General features: G+C 71.9%; 18 protein-coding genes. 10 read left to right on the top strand and 8 right to left on the bottom strand.

The window, feature by feature from the left end; genetic code table 11:
* Positions 1 to 191: 191 nt before the first annotated feature.
* Together K3N28_RS11250 and K3N28_RS11255 are read right to left on the bottom strand one after the other, a co-directional pair.
* Positions 192 to 1187: a polyprenyl synthetase family protein gene (locus K3N28_RS11250; RefSeq protein ID WP_374209742.1), complete on the bottom strand. Its 996-nt coding sequence runs from the start codon at positions 1185 to 1187 to the stop codon at positions 192 to 194.
* Between the two features lie 77 nt (positions 1188 to 1264).
* A complete protein-coding gene (locus tag K3N28_RS11255) occupies positions 1265 to 2437 on the bottom strand; it encodes an MFS transporter (protein WP_228092626.1) in 1173 nt (390 codons plus the stop codon).
* A 644-nt stretch (positions 2438 to 3081) separates the two neighbouring features.
* On the opposite strand from K3N28_RS11255, the gene K3N28_RS11260 reads away from it, so the two are divergent.
* Complete coding sequence (locus K3N28_RS11260) at positions 3082 to 3822, top strand: IclR family transcriptional regulator (protein WP_374209753.1); 741 nt, start codon at positions 3082 to 3084, stop codon at positions 3820 to 3822.
* Positions 3823 to 3895: 73 nt separating this feature from the next.
* Complete coding sequence (locus K3N28_RS11265) at positions 3896 to 5092, top strand: hypothetical protein (RefSeq protein ID WP_228092628.1); 1197 nt, start codon at positions 3896 to 3898, stop codon at positions 5090 to 5092.
* A gap of 60 nt (positions 5093 to 5152) precedes the next feature.
* Here the strand turns inward: K3N28_RS11265 and K3N28_RS11270 are convergent, their stop codons facing one another.
* The 4 genes from K3N28_RS11270 to K3N28_RS11285 all read right to left on the bottom strand — a co-directional run bounded on the left by K3N28_RS11270 (position 5153) and on the right by K3N28_RS11285 (position 9898).
* Entirely contained in the window at positions 5153 to 6172 is a 1020-nt protein-coding gene (locus tag K3N28_RS11270) for a 2-oxoacid:ferredoxin oxidoreductase subunit beta (protein WP_228092629.1), read from the bottom strand.
* Positions 6165 to 8021 (bottom strand): 2-oxoacid:acceptor oxidoreductase subunit alpha, encoded by a 1857-nt coding sequence (locus K3N28_RS11275; RefSeq protein ID WP_228092630.1) that lies wholly within the window; start codon positions 8019 to 8021, stop codon positions 6165 to 6167. Before K3N28_RS11275 ends, K3N28_RS11270 begins: the two co-directional genes overlap by 8 nt.
* 327 nt (positions 8022 to 8348) lie before the next feature.
* Entirely contained in the window at positions 8349 to 9296 is a 948-nt protein-coding gene (locus K3N28_RS11280; RefSeq protein ID WP_228092631.1) for a hypothetical protein, read from the bottom strand.
* Positions 9293 to 9898, bottom strand: a complete 606-nt coding sequence (locus K3N28_RS11285) for an RNA polymerase sigma factor (protein WP_228092632.1) — start codon at positions 9896 to 9898, stop codon at positions 9293 to 9295. The genes K3N28_RS11280 and K3N28_RS11285 overlap by 4 nt, the downstream gene beginning before the upstream one ends.
* Positions 9899 to 10010: 112 nt before the next feature.
* On the opposite strand from K3N28_RS11285, the gene K3N28_RS11290 reads away from it, so the two are divergent.
* The 6 genes from K3N28_RS11290 to K3N28_RS11315 all read left to right on the top strand — a co-directional run bounded on the left by K3N28_RS11290 (position 10011) and on the right by K3N28_RS11315 (position 13507).
* Complete coding sequence (locus tag K3N28_RS11290) at positions 10011 to 10229, top strand: hypothetical protein (protein ID WP_228092633.1); 219 nt, start codon at positions 10011 to 10013, stop codon at positions 10227 to 10229.
* Positions 10230 to 10521: 292 nt separating this feature from the next.
* On the top strand, positions 10522 to 10968 hold the full coding sequence (locus tag K3N28_RS11295; protein ID WP_228092634.1) for an NADH-quinone oxidoreductase subunit A: 447 nt from the start codon (positions 10522 to 10524) through the stop codon (positions 10966 to 10968).
* A gap of 68 nt (positions 10969 to 11036) precedes the next feature.
* A complete protein-coding gene (locus K3N28_RS11300) occupies positions 11037 to 11516 on the top strand; it encodes an NADH-quinone oxidoreductase subunit B (protein ID WP_255640273.1) in 480 nt (159 codons plus the stop codon).
* Positions 11517 to 11543: 27 nt separating this feature from the next.
* A complete protein-coding gene (locus K3N28_RS11305) occupies positions 11544 to 12296 on the top strand; it encodes an NADH-quinone oxidoreductase subunit C (RefSeq protein ID WP_228092635.1) in 753 nt (250 codons plus the stop codon).
* Complete coding sequence (locus K3N28_RS11310) at positions 12286 to 13239, top strand: complex I subunit 1 family protein (RefSeq protein WP_228092636.1); 954 nt, start codon at positions 12286 to 12288, stop codon at positions 13237 to 13239. The genes K3N28_RS11305 and K3N28_RS11310 overlap by 11 nt, the downstream gene beginning before the upstream one ends.
* A 118-nt stretch (positions 13240 to 13357) precedes the next feature.
* Complete coding sequence (locus K3N28_RS11315) at positions 13358 to 13507, top strand: hypothetical protein (protein WP_228092637.1); 150 nt, start codon at positions 13358 to 13360, stop codon at positions 13505 to 13507.
* A gap of 192 nt (positions 13508 to 13699) precedes the next feature.
* Here the strand turns inward: K3N28_RS11315 and K3N28_RS11320 are convergent, their stop codons facing one another.
* Together K3N28_RS11320 and K3N28_RS11325 are read right to left on the bottom strand one after the other, a co-directional pair.
* Entirely contained in the window at positions 13700 to 14023 is a 324-nt protein-coding gene (locus K3N28_RS11320) for an FmdB family zinc ribbon protein (RefSeq protein WP_228092638.1), read from the bottom strand.
* A 158-nt stretch (positions 14024 to 14181) separates the two neighbouring features.
* A complete protein-coding gene (locus K3N28_RS11325; RefSeq protein WP_228092639.1) occupies positions 14182 to 14784 on the bottom strand; it encodes a 5-formyltetrahydrofolate cyclo-ligase in 603 nt (200 codons plus the stop codon).
* Between the two features lie 157 nt (positions 14785 to 14941).
* Between K3N28_RS11325 and K3N28_RS11330 the strand changes: the two genes are divergently transcribed.
* On the top strand, positions 14942 to 16906 hold the full coding sequence (locus K3N28_RS11330; protein WP_228092640.1) for a diguanylate cyclase: 1965 nt from the start codon (positions 14942 to 14944) through the stop codon (positions 16904 to 16906).
* A gap of 165 nt (positions 16907 to 17071) precedes the next feature.
* The gene (locus K3N28_RS11335; protein WP_228092641.1) at positions 17072 to 17956 is read left to right on the top strand and encodes a UTP--glucose-1-phosphate uridylyltransferase; all 885 of its coding nucleotides are present in this window, start codon (positions 17072 to 17074) and stop codon (positions 17954 to 17956) included.
* Positions 17957 to 17960: the final 4 nt, after the last annotated feature.

Raw genomic sequence — 17960 nt, forward strand, 5'->3', positions numbered from 1 at the left:
GCGCCGGAGGGTGGTCGGGCCTCGGCGGCTTGCCAGCCGTCAATCAGCCCGGCGGACGGTGTCGACGCCGGGGGAGTTCTTCAAAGGGGCCGCTTCCTGGGGAAGGACGGCACTTTGAACGATAGCGAACCCTCGCCGCCCGCGAGCACTCGGTGCGGCCCGCAACACACCCGGCATCGCCGCCGGCCGCTCTAGGCCTCGCGTTCGAGCATGTAGTCGCAGATGTCGATCAGGGCCTTCTGCGGCGGGCCCTCCGGGAGGGACTTCGCGAGGGCCCTGGCCCGCTCCTGGTACTGGTGCAGGGTCGCCTTCGCCTGCTCCAGGGCCGCCGAGCCCCGCAGGAGTTCCAGGGCCTCGGGCAGGTCCGCTTCCGGGACCGGGCCCGCGACGAGCTCCCGCAGCCGCGCCTCGGCCGGGTCGTCGCCCGCGAGCGCGTAGATCACCGGCAGGGTCGGGACGCCTTCGAGGAGGTCGGTCCCCGGCGTCTTGCCCGAGGAGTCGGAGGCGATGTCGATGATGTCGTCGGCGATCTGGAACGCGACCCCGATGACCTCGCCGAACTCCGCGGCCGTCGCGATCGTCGCTTCGGAGGCCCCTGAGAACCACGACCCGAACTTCGCGCAGGTGGCGATGAGCGAGCCGGTCTTCTCCGAGAGGATGTTCAGGTGCCATTCGACCGCGTCGATGCCCTCGGGCTGCGGCATGGTCTCGTTGATCTGGCCGCGCACGAGCCGTGCGAACGTGGAGGCCTGGAGCCGCACGGCCTCGGTGCCCAGCTCGGCCATGATCTGCGCGGCCTGGCTGAAGAGGTAGTCGCCGGTGAGGATCGCGACCGAGTTGTCCCAGCGGGCGTTGGCGCTCGGGGCCCCGCGGCGCACGAGCGCCTCGTCCATGACGTCGTCGTGGTAGAGCGTCGCCAGGTGGGTCAGCTCCAGCGCGACGGCGGCTTCGAGGATGTTCGGCCGCGTCGGGTCGCCCAGGTGCGCGCACACGAGGGTCAGCATGGGGCGGAAGCGCTTCCCGCCGGCCCGGATGAGGTGGGACCCGGACTGGCGCAGCAGCGGCTGGTCGGTGTCGACGGCCTTGAGCAGGCGCTCTTCGACGAGGTCGAGGGAAGCTCGGATCTCCTCCGCGAAGGCGTCGTCGGAGAAGGTCAGTGCGGTCTGGGCTCGTCGGGTGGTCACCACAGGCTCACCTTATCGTGTGAGGGCGGGAGCGAGGACGGCACGGGAACCGGGAGTCGCCCGCGCCGCCATGAGGAACGTCAATGCGCATGTCGCCTCGCCACGGCGCTTCCGACGACGATGAACAGGGCCGACGCCGCCATGCACGCGACCACGGTGATCCAGCCCGCGCTCCAGCCGGCGTGCTCCACGATGAGCCCGATGCCGATCGGGCCGAACACGCCGCCGAGGAAGATCCCGGTCTGCGTCACCGACGTGGCCAGTGCGGGCGCGTCCGCGTACCGCTTGGTCACCGCGTGGTTCATCAGGCCCGGCCAGGCCCAGCCGAGGCCGTACGCCGCCACCGTGCCCAGCGGCATCAGCCAGTGCAGTTCGAACAGGAACGTCGCGACGCCCACCGCGCCGCCCGCGAGCATGAGCGTGATGATCGTGAACTCGCCGCCCCGCTTGCGGTCGCCGAGCGCCCCGAACCCGGTGCGGCCGATGATCCCGGCGATGCCGCCGATCGTCAGCACCAGGCCCGCGTAGCCTTCGGACCCGCCGATGTCCACCGTGTACGTCGTCAGGAACGAGCCGATCGGCGTCGCCGCGCTCGCGCCGAGGCATGTGGCGACTGCGAACAGCAGCAGCGTCCCGTCGAAGGACCGCGCGCCTCGGACCCGCGGCCGGATCCGGGGGCTGCCGAGCCCGGCGAGCGGGATCAGCGCGCCCAGGACGAGCGCGGCCCCGAAGACGAAGGCCCACCGCCAGCCGAGCGTCAAGGCGACGGCCGGGACGCTGAGCCCGCCGAGCATGATGCACAGCGGCACCGAGGCCTGCTTGGCGCCGAACAGGAGTCCGCGCCGCCCCTCGGGAGCCCACGTGGTGAGGACGACGTTCGAGGCGAGCTGCCCGAGCCCGTTCGCGGGCGCGCACAGCACCAGGAACAGCGCCAGCGTCCACGGCTCGTACGCGGCGGACGCGATCCCGAGCATCCCCGCGGCCGAGAGCCCCACCGCGATCCGCGCGGTCACCAGGGCCCCGAAGCGGTCGACGAGCCGCCCGGAGGGCACCGTCGTGGCCGCGGAGACCGCGAAGTAGAGGCCGGAGACCCACCCGATCGCGCTGACGCCCATGCCGAGTTCCCCGGCGATCTGCACGGCGAGTCCGCCGAAGAGGAACAGGGGGATGACGGCGGCGACCTGGACGCTCATGGCGGCCGCGACGGTCGTGGCGGTCCTGGGGGACGCGGGGGCGAGGGTCGCGGTCGGCACGTCGGCAACCGTACTCCAGCGTGCCGCGCCGTCTCGGCAACCGCTCACATTCAGGGACGGGCGCCGCCGCGTACGCAATACGAGTGAGTCCGCTTGACGGCCGAGCACCGCCTGTGCGACGGTTGAGCCCCGGTCGCCACGGCGGCCGCCGCCGGCGGCTCCGCGCTGTCGCCTGCTCTCCCGGGACCTCGGGGGAGACGAAACGCGGCGGCCCTGGTGGGAGGGAGCCGCCGCGTTTCGTTTATTCGAATGTTCCGCGGCGACGGCGAGGAAGTTTGGTGGGGACTCGACACCGCCGCCGCGGGGTGTTCGCGACCGGCCGGAGCCGGACCGCGAACGGTGCTGACACATAGATACTGCCTTGAATGCGACCGTGACGCAACCGGCTGTTGTTTATATAGTTAGATCACGGCCGACCCGGCCGGCGCCGCACCCGGCGTCGACCTGAGGTCGACGGGTGCAATTGGAGCAGCGGCATGGTGGAGCAGCGGCGACCAGGGGACGAACCGCGAGGCGGCGGCCCCCACGACTCGGGCGCGCCCAGAGAGCGCGCGGCGCGGACCCGGTCCGCGCGGCCCGCGCACAAGCCCGGCAAGGGAGCGGCGGCGAGTGCCCTGCCGGGCGCGCAGAGTGAGCCGACCAAGATGATCCAGAGCGTGCAGCGGGCGCTGCGCATCATGGAGTACGTGGGCCGCCACTCCGGCGGCGTCACGGCCCCGCGCATCGCGTTCGAGTGCGGCCTCAACCGCGCCACCGCGTACAATCTGCTGCGCACCCTCGTCTACGAGCACTACCTGCGCCGCGACGAGCACGGCAAGTACACGCTCGGCCTGGAGGTCTCCGACCGCTACTCCGAGCTGACCCGCACCATGGCCGGACCGCGCACCTGCGCGGAGTTCATGCGCCGCATGTCGAGCGAGACCGGCTACTCGACCTTCCTGGCCCGCTTCGTGGAAGGCCGCCCGGCCGTCACCGAGGTCACCGAAGGCAGCCGCAGCCCGCACGTGGAGGACCTCATCGTCGGCTTCGACGACGGGGCCCACGCCACCGCGCTCGGCAAGGCCCTCCTCGCCACGCTCCAGCCCCACGACCGGGCCCGGTTCCTCAAGGCCGCCGGGATGCGCCCGTTCACCCGCCGCACCCTCACCGAGCCCGACGCGTTCGAGTACGACCTGGCCGTCTACGGCGAGTCCGGGGTGTACGCCGAGCTGGGCCAGTTCCGCGAAGGCGTCGGCTGCGCCGGCGTCGTGGTCCGCGAGGGCGAGACCCCGGCCGACCGGATCGTCTTCGCCGTCGCCTTGCCGCTCACCGAGATCCGCGACACGTGGCCCGTGCTCGTGGGTCGTCTGCGCGACGCCGCGGCCGAACTCGAGCCGCTGCTCTAGCCCGGGCAACCGCGGAGCGCCCGTTCGCGTACTCACAGGGCCGGATGACCGCCGACCCTGTGAGAGGAATGCGATGCGACGCAACACTAGAGCAGCGGGCGCCCTCGTCGCCGCGCTCGTCCTGGCGGCCGCGGCCGCCTGCACCGGCGACGCCGGGAGCGGGGCCGACGACGCGGACGCGGGGAAGGCGTACGACGACGACCGCCTGGCCGACATGGCCAACGAGAGCGCCCGGCTCCTGTACGAACTGGAGTCCGCCGAGAACCGGATCATCCAGCACTGCCTGGAGCGCCGGGACTTCACGGTCCATGACCAGTTCTGGTTCTCGGCCGTCGAACCCGAGGAGCAGGACTCGCTGCTCGACTCCTACTCCTGGGGGAGCTGGCTCCCCGAGGCCGACGAGGCCGCCGAGTTCGGCACCGGCGGCTGGGCCATGACCGACGAGGGCCGCGACTCCGATGCGATCGACGCGTACTACGCGCACGAGGGCATCGACCCGGAACTGGAGGGCGACCTGAGGGCGGGCAACAGCGCCCTGCTCGACAACGGCGAGTTCGAAGCGCTCTCCCCTCAGGAGCAGTACGACTGGTATGCGGCCTTCTACGGCGAGGCGCTCGCGGCCTCGGAGCACGGCCACCTGGTCGGCGCCGAGGCCCCGACCGGCGGCAGCGCCGACACCGGCGGCATCGACGTCGACGACTTCGCGTACGTCGCCCCCGAACCGGGCGGCTGCCAGCGCGAGATGATCGACGCCCTCTACGACGACCTGCGGCTGGTCGAGGAGACCGAGGCGGACGCCGAATACCGCTACGCGTACTGGGAGTACCGCCCGGAGAACCCCGTCGACGACTTCGGGACCTTCGAGGAGTACCGGGTCCGCTTCCGCGAGGCGATCGCCGGAGTCCAGGGCGCACTGGTCGACTGCCTCGCCGAGCGCGGACACCCGGGCTGGGAGTTCGACGAGGAGGGCGCCCTGCCGGTCACCGATTACTTCTACGAGCTCTACGAAGGCCCGGGGAGCGTCGTCGGCGACTTCCCGGACCTGCCCGAGGACGCCCCCGCGGACTACGAGGGCAAGAAGGCGTTCGAGATCGCGTTCGCGGTCGATCTCGCCGCATGCGGCGACGAGACCGGGTTCCGCGAGACGGCGGACCGGGCTTGGGAGGACATGGTGAAGGACTACTACCTGTCGATCGAGACGTCGGTGTACGCCTGGCAGGACGAGATCCGCGACCTCCTCGCCGCGGCCCAGGACGTCATGGAGCGCTGAGTCCCGCAAGCGACGGCGGGCCGGACCCCGAAGGGTCCGGCCCACGTCACTTCGCTTGCGTTACAGCACGGTCCAGGTGTCGCCGGAGTGCAGGAGCCGGTCGAGGGCCTCCTTGCGGTCGACGCCGGCCGCGGCCTCGTCGACCTGGCGGCGCACGCCCTCGTCGTACGTGGGCCGCTTGACGTTGCGGAACACCCCGATCGGCGTGTGGTCGAGCTCGGTGCCCGACAGCCGGCTCAGCGCGAACGCGTACGCCGGGTCGTCCACGTCGGCCTTGTGCACGACCACGTCCGACTCGTCGACGTCGGCCGCGTCCTTGACCTCGAGCCCGTAACCGGACTGCACGACCACCCGGTCGCCGAACCGGATCGGCTCGCCGTCCTGGAGGCGGATGAGCGCCATGTCGCGCGTGTCGGGGTTCTTCAGCGTCTCGAAGGCGTTGTCGTTGAAGATCGGGCAGTTCTGGTAGATCTCCACGAACGCGCTGCCCTCGTGCTCGGCCGCGGCCCGCAGGACCTCCTGCAGGTGCGCGCGGTCGGAGTCGAGCGTGCGGGCCACGAACGTGGCCTCCGAGCCCAGCGCGAGCGACAGCGGGTTGAACGGCGCGTCGACCGAGCCGACCGGGCTCGACTTGGTGAGCTTGCCCGGCTCGGACGTGGGGGAGTACTGGCCCTTGGTGAGCCCGTAGATCCGGTTGTTGAACAGCAGGATCTTCAGGTTCACGTTGCGGCGCAGCGCGTGGATGAGGTGGTTGCCGCCGATCGACAGGGCGTCGCCGTCGCCGGTGACGACCCACACCGACAGGTCCGGGCGGGAGACCGCCAGGCCCGTGGCGATGGCCGGGGCGCGGCCGTGGATCGAGTGCATCCCGTACGTGTTCAGGTAGTACGGGAACCGCGAGGAGCAGCCGATGCCGGAGATGAACGCGATCTTCTCGCGCTCCAGGCCCAATTCGGGCAGGAACGACTGGACCGCGGCCAGGATGGCGTAGTCGCCGCAGCCGGGGCACCAGCGGACCTCCTGGCTGGACTTGAAGTCCTTGGCCTTCAGCGTGGGGGCGTCGAGCTTGACGTCAGCCATTCTTGATGACCTCCTCCAGGGCTTCCTGCAGTTCGTTGGAGGTGAACGGCAGGCCGCGCACCTTGTTGTAGCCGACCACGTCGTTGCCGGGGAAGTTCGCGCGCAGCAGCATCGTGAGCTGGCCCAGGTTCATCTCCGGGACGACGACCTTGTCGTACTTCGCGAGGACGGCGGCCGTGTTGTGCGGCATCGGGTTGAGGTAGCGCAGGTGCGCGCGGGCGATCGAGACGCCCTTCTCGCGCAGGGCGCGCACGGCCGCGCCGATCGGGCCCCACGTGGAGCCCCAGCCGAGGACGAGCACGCGGGCGTCGCCGTTCGGGTCGTCGACCTCCAGGTCCGGGACGTCGATGCCGGCGATCTTCGCGGCGCGGGTGCGGACCATGTGGTCGTGGTTGACGGGGTCGTACGAGATGTCGCCGGTGCCGTCGGCCTTCTCGATGCCGCCGATGCGGTGCTGGAGGCCGGGGGTGCCGGGCACGGCCCACGGGCGGGCCAGGGTCTCGGGGTCGCGCTGGAACGGCAGGAAGATCTGCTCGCCCTTGGCGTCCACGGCGTTCATCTCGGTCGCGAACTCGACCGAGAGGTCCGGGAGGTCGGCCATGTCCGGGAGCTTCCAGGGCTCGGCGCCGTTGGCGATGTAGCCGTCCGACAGGACCATGACCGGGGTCCGGTAGCGTGTGGCCATGCGCGCGGCCTCGAGCATGATGTCGAAGCAGTCCGAAGGGGACTGCGGCGCGAGGATCGCGATCGGGGCCTCGCCGTGGCGGCCGAACATGGCCATCACGAGGTCGGCCTGCTCGGTCTTGGTCGGCATGCCCGTGGAGGGGCCGGCGCGCTGCACGTCCACGACGATGAGCGGCAGCTCCAGGGAGACCGCGAGCGAGATCGTCTCCGACTTGAGCGCGATGCCCGGGCCCGAGGAGGTGGTGACGCCGAGCGCCCCGCCCCACGAGGCCCCCAGGGTCGCGCCGACCGCGGCGATCTCGTCCTCGGCCTGCACGGTGGTGACGCCGAAGCGCTTGTGCTTGGACAGCTCGTGGAGGATGTCGCTGGCCGGGGTGATCGGGTACGCGCCCAGGAACACCGGCAGGCCGGTCGCGACGCCCGAGGCGGTGATGCCCCAGGCGAGGGCGACGTTGCCGGTGACGTTCCGGTAGGTGCCCGCGGCGAGCTTCGCCGGGGGGATCTCGAAGCGCACCGGGAAGGCCTCGGTGGTCTCGCCGTAGTTCCAGCCGGCCTTGAGCGCGGCGATGTTCGCCTCGGCGATGGCGGGCTTGTTCTTGAACTTGCCGCGCAGGAACGCCTCGGTGGCCTCGGTCGGGCGCGAGTACATCCAGGAGACGAGCCCGAGCGCGAACATGTTCTTCGAGCGCTCGGCGTCCTTCTTGCTGACCTCGAACTCGGCGAGCGCCGCGATCGTGAGGCTCGCGAGCGGGACGGGGTGGACCTGGTAGTCCTCGAGGGAGTCGTCTTCGAGCGGGTTCGCGTCGTAGCCGACCTTGGTGAGGTTCCGCTTGGTGAACTCGTCGGTGTTGACGACGATGGTGCCGCCGGGCTTGAGGTCGCGCAGGTTGGCCTTGAGCGCGGCCGGGTTCATGGCGATGAGCACCTCGGGGTGGTCCCCGGGGGTGAGGATGTCGCTGTCGGCGAAGTGGATCTGGAAGCTCGACACGCCCGGGAGGGTCCCGGCGGGCGCCCGGATCTCGGCGGGATAGTTCGGGAGTGTCGACAGGTCGTTGCCGAGTTTGGCGGTCTCCGCGGTGAAGCGGTCTCCCGTGAGCTGCATCCCGTCGCCGGAGTCCCCTGCGAAGCGGATGACGACCCGGTCGAGCTGCCGGACGGTGTTCACCTAGTTCTCCTCATGCGGGTTCTGGGGCACGCAAGGACTGCGGCGTTTCGGTTCGGAAGAGCGGCGCTCCGCCGTGTCTGCTACTTGCGATGCTACGCGGGCGTCGGCTCGCGGTGCCAACCCTGCGACACGGGCGCGATGTAGGCGACACCACTGTCGGCGATCCGGCTCACATGCTGAGACGATCCTCTGCTCGCAGTGACGCAGACCTCCGGTTCCGGCGATTTCACGGCCGCGAGACCGTGATGTCACCGTCCCGGATCGTGGACGTGAACGCCGCTCGGAGACACGCCGGAGTCGTGGATCCGACCCGGTGCGAGGCTCCTCTCAGGACTCGCCCGAGGCGGTCGAGGTCGCGCCTTCCGCGGTCGGCGTCTCGACCGGCGGCGCGGGGCTGCTGGTGCTCTCCGTCGGCGTCGGGTCGGCGGGTGCCACGTCGTCCTCGACCGGTGCGAAGCCCTCGCCGTCCCACGTGAAGCGGGTCTGCCAGGTCTCGGGGTGCTGGGCGTACCCGCCGAGCGTGATCACGCCGTTTTCGACGAGCTGGATGTCCACGGTCGCGCCCGCGTCCCCGGGCTCCCACACCCAGCCGAGCATGTGCAGGCTGGTGCCGGTCTCGTCCCAGGTGAACGCGGCGATGCCGGTGGCGCGCTTGTCGCAGCCGAGTTCCAGGAGGACGTCGTCCGCGTCGCCGTCGGCGTCGAGGTCGAGCGGCGCGTCGTAGTCGTGCGCGTAACCGGTGTCCGCGACGGCCGGGTCGGCGGCGGGGTCGACGATGTCCCAGGGGCTCTCGTCGCCGATCTTCCAATCGGCGGCGTCGAAGGGCTGGGGCCCGGTCTCGCAGTGGACCGCCCAGGCGTCGGGCGACCCCTCCCACCAGTCGGCGGGTTCGATCACGATGACCGGCTCGCCGTCGGGCGCCGCGGTGGCCGTCTCGTCGTCCGTCTCGTCGACGTGCGGGCTCGCCGGGTCGCCGAGGCGGGTCGGGCCGTCGCCGTCGGGCTCGGCCGTTTCGGAGGCGGCCGAGCTGCTGGCGGCCGTGTCGGGGCCGCCGCTGAGCGGCCCGAGCGTCTGGGCCACGGCGAAGCCGCCCGCGGTGACCGCGGTGCACGCGCCCACGACGGCCGCGAGCGACATGAGGCGGCGTCGCCGCAGTGCGGCCGGGCCGCGGCCGAGGAGCTCGTTCACCGGCGGCGGCGGGAAGTGCGCCGAGGACTCCGCCTTCAGGCGCGCGAAGGCCGCCGCGACCTTCTCGTCGTCGGGGTCGATGGTCATGAGCGGTCCTCCTTCACGGAAGCTCGGCGGCCCGCGGACCGGGACACGCGCGGGGTCCCCGGGATCGCGCGCCGGATGCGGATCGGCATGGTGTCGGGGTCGGTCTCGACGGCCTTCACCGCCGGCGTCTCGTCGGTGAGGATCGCGGCGAGTTCCTTCCGGCCGCGGTGCAGCCAGGACTTCACGGTGCCCTCGCGCGCGCCGGTCTGCTCGGCGATCGCGCTGATCGTCATGTCGGCCATGTAGTGCATGACGAGCGCCCGGCGGCGCTTGGCCGGGATCTGCCGCAGCGCGGCGACCAGCGCCACGTGGTCGGGGCTCGCGGCCGGGGCCGCCTCCGGGGCGGACGACTTCTGGAGGAACTTGCGCGCCACCTGGTTCCGGCGGTGCTTGCTGGTGGCGAGGTTCCAGGCCACGCGGCGGACCCACGCGACCGGCTCTTCGTACCCGCCGACCTTCTCCCAGCGCTGCCACGCCCGCAGGAAGGCCTCCTGGACCAGGTCCTGGGCTTCGGTGGCGTCCCCGAGATAGGCGCATACCTGGGCAGCGAGCTCAGAGAAATGCTTCTCGTAGAGGTCGGTGAATTCCGCCTCCGTTCGCACATCGGCTCCAGCGCAGGTAGGGGGGACAAGGGCAGGTTCCGGGTCATCACGGTCGTGCCCGGCGGCAACCATTGTCGCTTTCGCGCGGGTCGAGACACGAGGCGGGGTCGCCATGTCCATCATCGCATCGACGGCCGGATCCGTGGGGCCGCCGACGGCCTCGTCCCCGTCCGTCGTCGGCCAATCGAGCACCAGGGCCGCGAACTCGGCGTCGAGCGCCGGGCCGTGCGCGGTCGGGGCGGCCGAGGCCGCGGGCCCGCGGCTCGCGAGCGCCGCCGAGGCGGTGAACGTCCGGCTCGGGAGCGCCGCCGAGGCGGCGTCCGGGCCGTGATGCGGGATCGCCGAAGCCGCGGCGGGCGATTGCCCGGCCCGAGACAGCGGCGGTGCGCCGGCGGCGGTCATGTGCGGTGATCCCATTCCTCTTGCCTGTGTCCGAGTGCCGCGTCGTTCCCCCGGCGTTCGGCCGGAGGCCGCGCCGCATTCGGCGTGAATCCTCTTCGTACAGCAACACGCTCCGGCGTGCCGGTCGGTTGCGCCCCGTGCGGGGCGGAATCCCCGGAAACGCCGCGCGAAAGCCGCGCTCGCGGGTACCGCTCGCCGTGGTCCAGCACTAAGGTGTCGGTATGGAGACCTCCGGACCGGCCGACTACCTGACGTTCGGGGTGCTGCTGCTGACCGGATTCGCCTTCGTCGCCGTCGCGATGACCGCCAACCGGATCCTGCGTCCGAGCGCGCCCTCGGCGGACAAGGCCCAGACCTACGAATGCGGCGTCGACCCCGCGCCCGACGCCCCGCCCGGCCGGCTCGCTTCGCTCGCCTATCCCCGGACCGGAGCGGCGTCGCCGCCCCGGGACCATGTCGGCAAGGACTGGGCCCAGGTCCAGATCCGCTACTACGTCTACGCGTTCCTGTTCGTGCTCTTCGCGGTCGAAGCGGTGTTCCTGTTCCCGTGGGCCGCCGTGTTCCGGGCCTTCGGGACCGCCGCCGCGGTCGAGATGGGCGTCTTCGTCGGCGTCCTCGCCCTCGGGCTCGCCTACGCCTGGAGGAAAGGGGTGCTGCGATGGCGGTGAGGCTCCCGTTCCCGGCCCGCCCCTCCGACGCCGATCGGAGCCGGTCCGCGGCTCACACCGAGCCCTCGATGCTCGGCGAGCCGATCCGGTTCGTCCTCAACTGGGGCCGCCGCTACTCGCTGTGGGTCTTCAACTTCGGGCTGGCCTGCTGCGCCATCGAGTTCATCGCCGCGTCGATGAGCCGGCACGACTTCATGCGCCTCGGCGTGATCCCCTTCGCGCACTCCCCGCGCCAGGCCGACCTCATGGTCGTCTCGGGCACCGTGACCGACAAGATGGCCCCCGCGATCAAACGGCTCTACGATCAGATGCCCGAGCCGAAGTACGTGATCTCCTTCGGCGCCTGCTCCAACTCCGGCGGCCCCTATTGGGACTCGTACTGCGTGACCAAGGGCGTCGACCAGATCATCCCCGTCGACGTCTACATCCCCGGCTGCCCGCCGCGCCCCGAGGCCCTCCTCTACGGCATCGGCGAGCTGCAACGGCAGATCGGCCGCGCGCCGCTGCGCAAGCCGAGCCTGCGCGCACCGCTGAGGAGACCGGAATGACCACGGGACGCACCGGGGACGGGCGCGATGCCTGACTTCTGGGAGGAGCGCCTGCGCGCCGCCCTCGGCGTGGAGGCCGTCGGCGCGGACGGCCCGCGCTCGGTCGCCGACGTCGACCCCGGGCAATGGCACGAGGCCGTGCGCGCCTGCCGCGACGAGCTCGGCTGCGACTTCTTCGACTGGCTGTCCGCAGTGGACGAAGGACCGGCCGGGCCCGAGAGCGGGGACGCCCCGTCCGGGCCGCACCGGTTCCGGATCGTCGCCCACCTCTGGTCCGTCGCCGACCGTCGCGGCGTCCTCCTGCGCGCGCTCCTCGCCGAAGGCGCGATCGCCTCGGTCACCGACCTCTACCCGGGCGCCGACTGGCACGAGCGCGAGACCCACGAGATGTTCGGCGTCGACTTCCCCGGACACCCCGACCTCAAGCCGCTCCTGCTCACCCCCGAGTTCGAGGGCCACCCGCTCCGCAAGGACTTCGTGCTCGCCTCCCGCGTCGTCAAGCCCTGGCCCGGCGCGAAAGAACCCGGCGAGGGCGGCCGGACGCACGGCCCGCAGGACTCACCGAGAGGGGGCGCGGCCCGCAAGCGGGCGCCGAAGCGCCCGCCGGGGGTGCCGGAGCACTGGATCCAGCCGGACCCGCCCGCGGCGGCGGGAGCGACCGAACCGGGCCCGCCGTCGCAGGCGAGCGAACCCGGCGCGCCGACCCCGGCGGGAGCGACCCGACCGGAGCCGACCGAGCCTCCCGCCGACCCCCGGACGAGGCGGCCCGATGCTTCTTGAGCTGATCGTCAAGGTCGCGGCCGTGTTCGCCGCCTTCCTGGTGCTCCCGCTCCTCGTCGGGCAGACCGAGCACAAGCTCATGGCCCACATGCAGGGCCGGCTCGGCCCGATGCACGCCGGGGGCTTCCACGGCTGGGCCCAGCTCATCGCCGACGGCGTGAAGTTCGCCCAGAAGGAAGACCTCGTCCCCGACGCCGCCGACAAGCCCGTCTTCAAGCTCGCGCCCGCCGTCGCGCTCCTGCCGTACCTGCTCGTCATCCTGTTCATCCCGCTCGGCCCCGGCGACCTCGTCGGCGCGAACCTCGACATGGGCCTGTTCATCGTGGTCGCGCTCGTCGGCGTCGGCGTCCTCGCGGTGCTCATGGCCGGGTGGTCCTCGGCCAACAAGTACACGCTCATCGGGGCGCTGCGCGGGGCCGCGCAGCTCATGGCCTACGAACTGCCCCTCGTCCTCGCCGCCGCGTCGGTCGCCGTCGCGGCCGGGACGCTCAGCCTCCCCGCGATCGTCGAGGCCTGGAACCCCTGGTGGCTGCTGTGGCAGGCCCCGGCCGCGCTCGTGTTCTTCACCGCCGGGCTCGCCGAGATCCGCCGACCGCCGTTCGACGCGCCCGTGGCCGACTCCGAACTCGTCTTCGGCTATCTCACCGAGTACGCGGGCCTCCGCTTCGCGCTGCTGCTGCTCGCCGAGTACGTCGGCATCGTCGTCATCTCGGCCCTCACCGCCGTCCTCTTCCTCGGCGGCTGGCGCGGCCCCGGCCCCGAATCGCTCGGCTGGCTCTGGACGCTCCTCAAGACCGGCGCCCTCGCGGCCGTCGTCATCTGGCTGCGCGTGGCCTGGCCGCGCCTGCGCGTCGACCAGATCCAGGCGCTGTGCTGGAAGGGCCTCGTCCCGATCGCGCTGGCCCAACTGGTCCTCACCACCGCCGTCGCGCTGGCGGTCTGACCCGCCGTATCCGAGCGGCGACTTGTCCCGTTCGGGGCCGAAGACCGTCGAGGCAGCCGAATCGTCCCGCCTTCGCGTATGGCACGCATGGAAGGTCGAGCCGCCGCCGGACGACGAAATGGCGTTCGAGGAGGAGCGGGCCGCGGACGCCGCGGAGGAGGAACTCGCGGACGACGAGACCGAGGAGCGCGGCGGGGAGGAGGGCACCGCCCCGACCACCGCCGACCCGATCTCGGAGCCGGGCGCGGATACGGCGGGCGAAGGCTGAATCGGCGGCCGAGGACGCGAACCGGCCCCCGTCGCGGGAACGAGGGGCCGGCGCAGTGTTCAGGTGCGCTTCACACCGCGGACGGCATCTGCCCGGAGGCGCGGACGCGAAGGGACGGTGCCGCGGTCGCGGGGAAGCGGGGGTCCGGGTGCGCCGAGCGGCGAGTCCGGGTGCGCCCGGAGGCGCGGGGACTCAAGCCGCCTTGGCGGCGCTTCCCGAGCCGGACGCGGTGGAAGCGGTCGTGGAGGTCGCGGCGGGCTTGGACTCCGACTTGCTCTCGCTCGGCTTTGCGCCGTTCTGGGAGCCGTTCGAGCTCAGCGAGCTGGAATCGGTGGACCGCGAGTCGGTCCGGTAGAAGCCGCTGCCCTTGAAGGTCACGCCGACGTTCCCGAAGACCTTGCGCAGCGCGCCCCGGGCCTCGCAGCTGGGGCAGTCGGTCAGACGCGCCTCGGCGAACGACTGGTGTTTGTCGAACTCGTAACCGCACTCCTTGCAGCGGTATTCGTAGACAGGCACGGCCTAACCTCCAGGAGTCATCACAGATCCGGATCGACATTAGCACTCAACACCCCGGAGTGCTAATACCGTCCCGCCTGCACGTGAGCCGCCGGGCACGAGATCCTCGGCACTGCCGCCGGGTCGCCGGGTCGCCGGGTCGCCCCCGCGGCGCGCCGCTACCGCAGCGACGTGAACCCGTTCGACGGCGTGATCACGCCCGTCACCGGCCGGTCGTGCGGCTCCGCCGGGACCGCGACGCCGAGCTCGCCGTCTCTGAGCAACGCCACCACGGGCACGTCCGGGCCGACCCGGGCCAGCGCGCGGTCGTACGATCCGCCGCCCCGACCGAGCCGGATCCCCTCGTTGGAGACCGCGAGACCGGGCACGATCACCGCCGCCACCTGCTGCACCGCCTCCGGTCCGTGCGTCTCCCCGCGCGGCCTCGGGCCGTCGCCCCCGACCGAGTTCTCGTCCGGCTCCCCCTGCCCGCCAGGGCCTCCCGCCTCCTGCCAGGCGAGGTCGTTGTCAGGCAGCAGCACCGGCAGCAAGACCTTGTAGACCACCGCGAGCCGTTCGGGCAGTTCGGGTTCGAGCGCCGCGCCCGGTTCCGACCCGAACGGCCGGTACGCCGCCACGGCCGCTCCCTCGTCCACGACCTCGATCAAGAAGTCCCGCAACGCCTTCCAAGTCGCCAGGTCCGCGTGCCCGCGCGCCTCCCCGGGCATCGCGTTCCGCGCCGCCAGCAGGTGGCGGCGTGCCGCCGTCTTCGCCTCTTGCATGCCAGTCCCTTCCTTCGCGGTATGCACCTGGCAGGATTCCCCCGAGCAGTCGCAAACACTCATCCTTTCGGCTAATCCTGCCGAAAAGCCCATGCCGTGTCGTGTCCGAACAGTTGCTCTAGGTAGTCTTCTAGGGAGTGAACTTGAGGGGGCTTCGGTGTCGCTGCGCTCACGGCTCACCACGGCGTTCCTCGTCGTCGTGCTCGGGCCGGTCCTGGTGGGAGCCGTGTTCGTCGCTGCCGTCATGTCCCACCTGGCGGACTCCCGCGGGGAGGCGCTGGCGGACTCCGCGGTGACCATGGTCGACTCCACCCTCGGCACCATCTGCGAGCGCATCCAGGCCTCCGCGGCGGCGGTGGCCCTCAACTACCGTAGCGGCGGCGAGGCGAACGCGGCCGAAATGGCGCAACTCGTCGTCGACCGGTCCGTGGTCGACGGCGTCGTCTTCTCCAGCATCGCCGCCGCCGGCCGGGAAGGCGGCACCGACATCGGCGTGGAGGCCCCCGAAGGCTCGTGGGTCGACTGCGGCGAGACCGCCGCCTACGCCGGGGCCGACCCGATCGTCGCCCTCGGCGCCCAGGCCGAGGTCCGGAACACCGACGGCAGCACCGCCGCGTTCAGCGCCTTCCGCGTCGTCGACCAGGAGTTCCTCGGCCGCCTCGCCCGCGTCGCGGACGCCGACATCATCCTCCAGGACAGCCGCAGCGATCCCCTCGAGGCCGGCGGCGCCGACGCCGGGCGCTGGGACTACTCCGACTCCTTCCTGCCGTTGAGCATCGGCACCGTCGCCACCGACGTCACCCCCATGTACTGGACCCTCGCCGCGATGGTCACCGCCTCGGCCGTGTGCGCGGTCGGCCTCGCCGCGTGGCTCGCGCGCTCGACCACGCGCCCGCTCGCCGAGCTCTCGGCCGCCGCCGAACGCGTCTCGGAAGGGGACCTGAACGTCCGCGTGCCCGTCCACGGCCGCGACGAGGTCGCCCAGCTCGCGCTCACCTTCAACCGCATGACCGCGCAGACCCAGGCGTACGTGCAGGCCCTCACCGCGTCCCGCGACCAGATGCGTGGCCAGCTCGGCCGCCTCGGGCAGACCCTCACGGCCACCCTCGACCTCGACCGCATCCTCGAGGTCATCCTCGACACCGCCATGGTCACCGCCGGAGCCGAGGCCGGGGTGATCATGCTCGTCGACGTGGACGACGCCGACCAGCTCCGCGAACGCGCGGGCGAGGGCGACCTCGGCCTCGACCAGCCCGCGAGCATCCGCCTCGGCGAGGGCATCGTCGGCGCGATCGCCGCCGGCGGCGTCCCGGCGCACGGCCGCATCGTCGACGGCAAGTTCGAGGACCGCGTTCGCGCCGACACCGAACCGGACGCGCGCACCATCGCGGCCGTGCCGTTCCGGGGCCGCCAGCCCGTCGACATGCTCGGGGGCCGCCCGGAGGCCGACTACGGCGCGCCGCGCACCGACGCCGGGGTCCTCGGCGTCCTCGTGCTCTACAACCGGGTCGCGGGGGAGGACTTCGAGCCCGGCGACGTGGACACGCTCCGCACCTTCGCCGGGCAGGCCTCGGTCGCGGTCGAGAACGTGCTGCTCCACCGCCAGGCCGAGCGCCTGAGCCTCACCGACCCGCTCACCGGCCTGTGGAACTACCGGTTCATGCAGACCTCGCTGCGTCGCGAGGCCGAGCGGTGCCGCCGCTACCAGCGGCCCTCGGCGCTGCTCGCGATCGACCTCGACCGCTTCAAGGACGTCAACGACACCTACGGCCATCCCGTGGGCGACCAGGTGCTCATCGAGCTCGCCCGCCGCATCACCGCGCAGATCCGCGAAGTCGACCTCGCCTTCCGCCACGGCGGCGAGGAGTTCATGGTGCTGCTGCCCGAGACCGACGCGGTCGGGGCCTCCGTGGTCGCCGAGCGCCTCGGCCGCGCCGTCAACGTCCGCGGCTTCAAGGTGAACGACGCCTCGGGCGGGCGCGAGCTCAACGTCACCGTCTCCATCGGCGTCGCCGTCCTCGGTGAGCACGCCGACACGGCCACCGGCGTCCTCGCCGCGGCCGACGAGGCCCTCTACGCCGCCAAGGCGGCGGGCCGCGACACCTGGAGAGTGGCCGTCTGAGCGCCGCCCGGGCGGGTCCGGCATGCGAGCGCGGTGAGCGGCCTCGCGGGGCTCCGCGTCCGGGACCGCCGCCCTCCGCGCGCGGACTGAGCGGCATGAACGTTCACGCGCTGTTCGACCGGGTGGCTGACATCTGACGCAGCGTATGCACGCTACCCTCGCGGTATGTCAGATACCGCGCCCCGCGCCACGAAAGCCGTCATTCCCGCGGCTGGCTTCGCCACCCGCTTCCTGCCGGTCACCAAGGCCATCCCGAAGGAACTGCTGCCGATCGTCGACAAGCCGGTCCTCCAGTACATCGTGGAGGAGGCCGCCGCCGCCGGTCTCGAGGACGTCACCCTCGTGACCGCTCCCGGCAAGGACGCCATGGTCGACTACTTCGACGCCCGCGCCGACCTCGACAACGCCCTCAAGGCCAAGGGCAAGGACGAGATGCTCGCGAGGGTCAAGGCCCCCGAGTCCATCGCCGAGATCACCGCGATCCGCCAAGGCGGCGCCAAGGGCCTCGGCCACGCCGTCGGCCGCGCCGCCTCCCACGTCGGCGACGAGCCGTTCGCGGTCCTCCTCGGCGACGAGTTCTACGAGCCCGACCTTCTGCCGCGCATGATCGACCTCCAGGCCGAGACCGGCGGGATCGTCCTCGCCCTCCTCGAGGTCCCGCGCGAGGAGGTCGTGCGCTACGGCGTCGCCGCCGTCGAGACCACCGACGACGAGGACGTCGTCCGCGTCACGGGCCTCGTCGAGAAGCCCGCCGTCGACGACGCGCCGTCCAACCTCATCCTCATCGGACGCTACGTGCTGCCGGGGACGATCTTCCCGGTCATCGACCAGACGCCCCCGGGCCGCGGCGACGAAATCCAGCTCACCGACGCCATGGACACCTTGCGAGACAAGGGAACCCCCGTCCACGCGGTCGTCTACCGGGGCCGCCGCTACGACACCGGCGAGCCCGTCGCCTACCTCCAGACGCTCGTGGAACTCGCCAGCCGGCGGGACGACTTGCCCGGCTTCAACGCCTGGCTGCGCGAATTCAGTGCGACACTGGATTGACTGC

Source organism: Glycomyces sp. TRM65418 (assembly GCF_019710475.1).
Lineage (GTDB): Bacteria > Actinomycetota > Actinomycetes > Mycobacteriales > Micromonosporaceae > Glycomyces.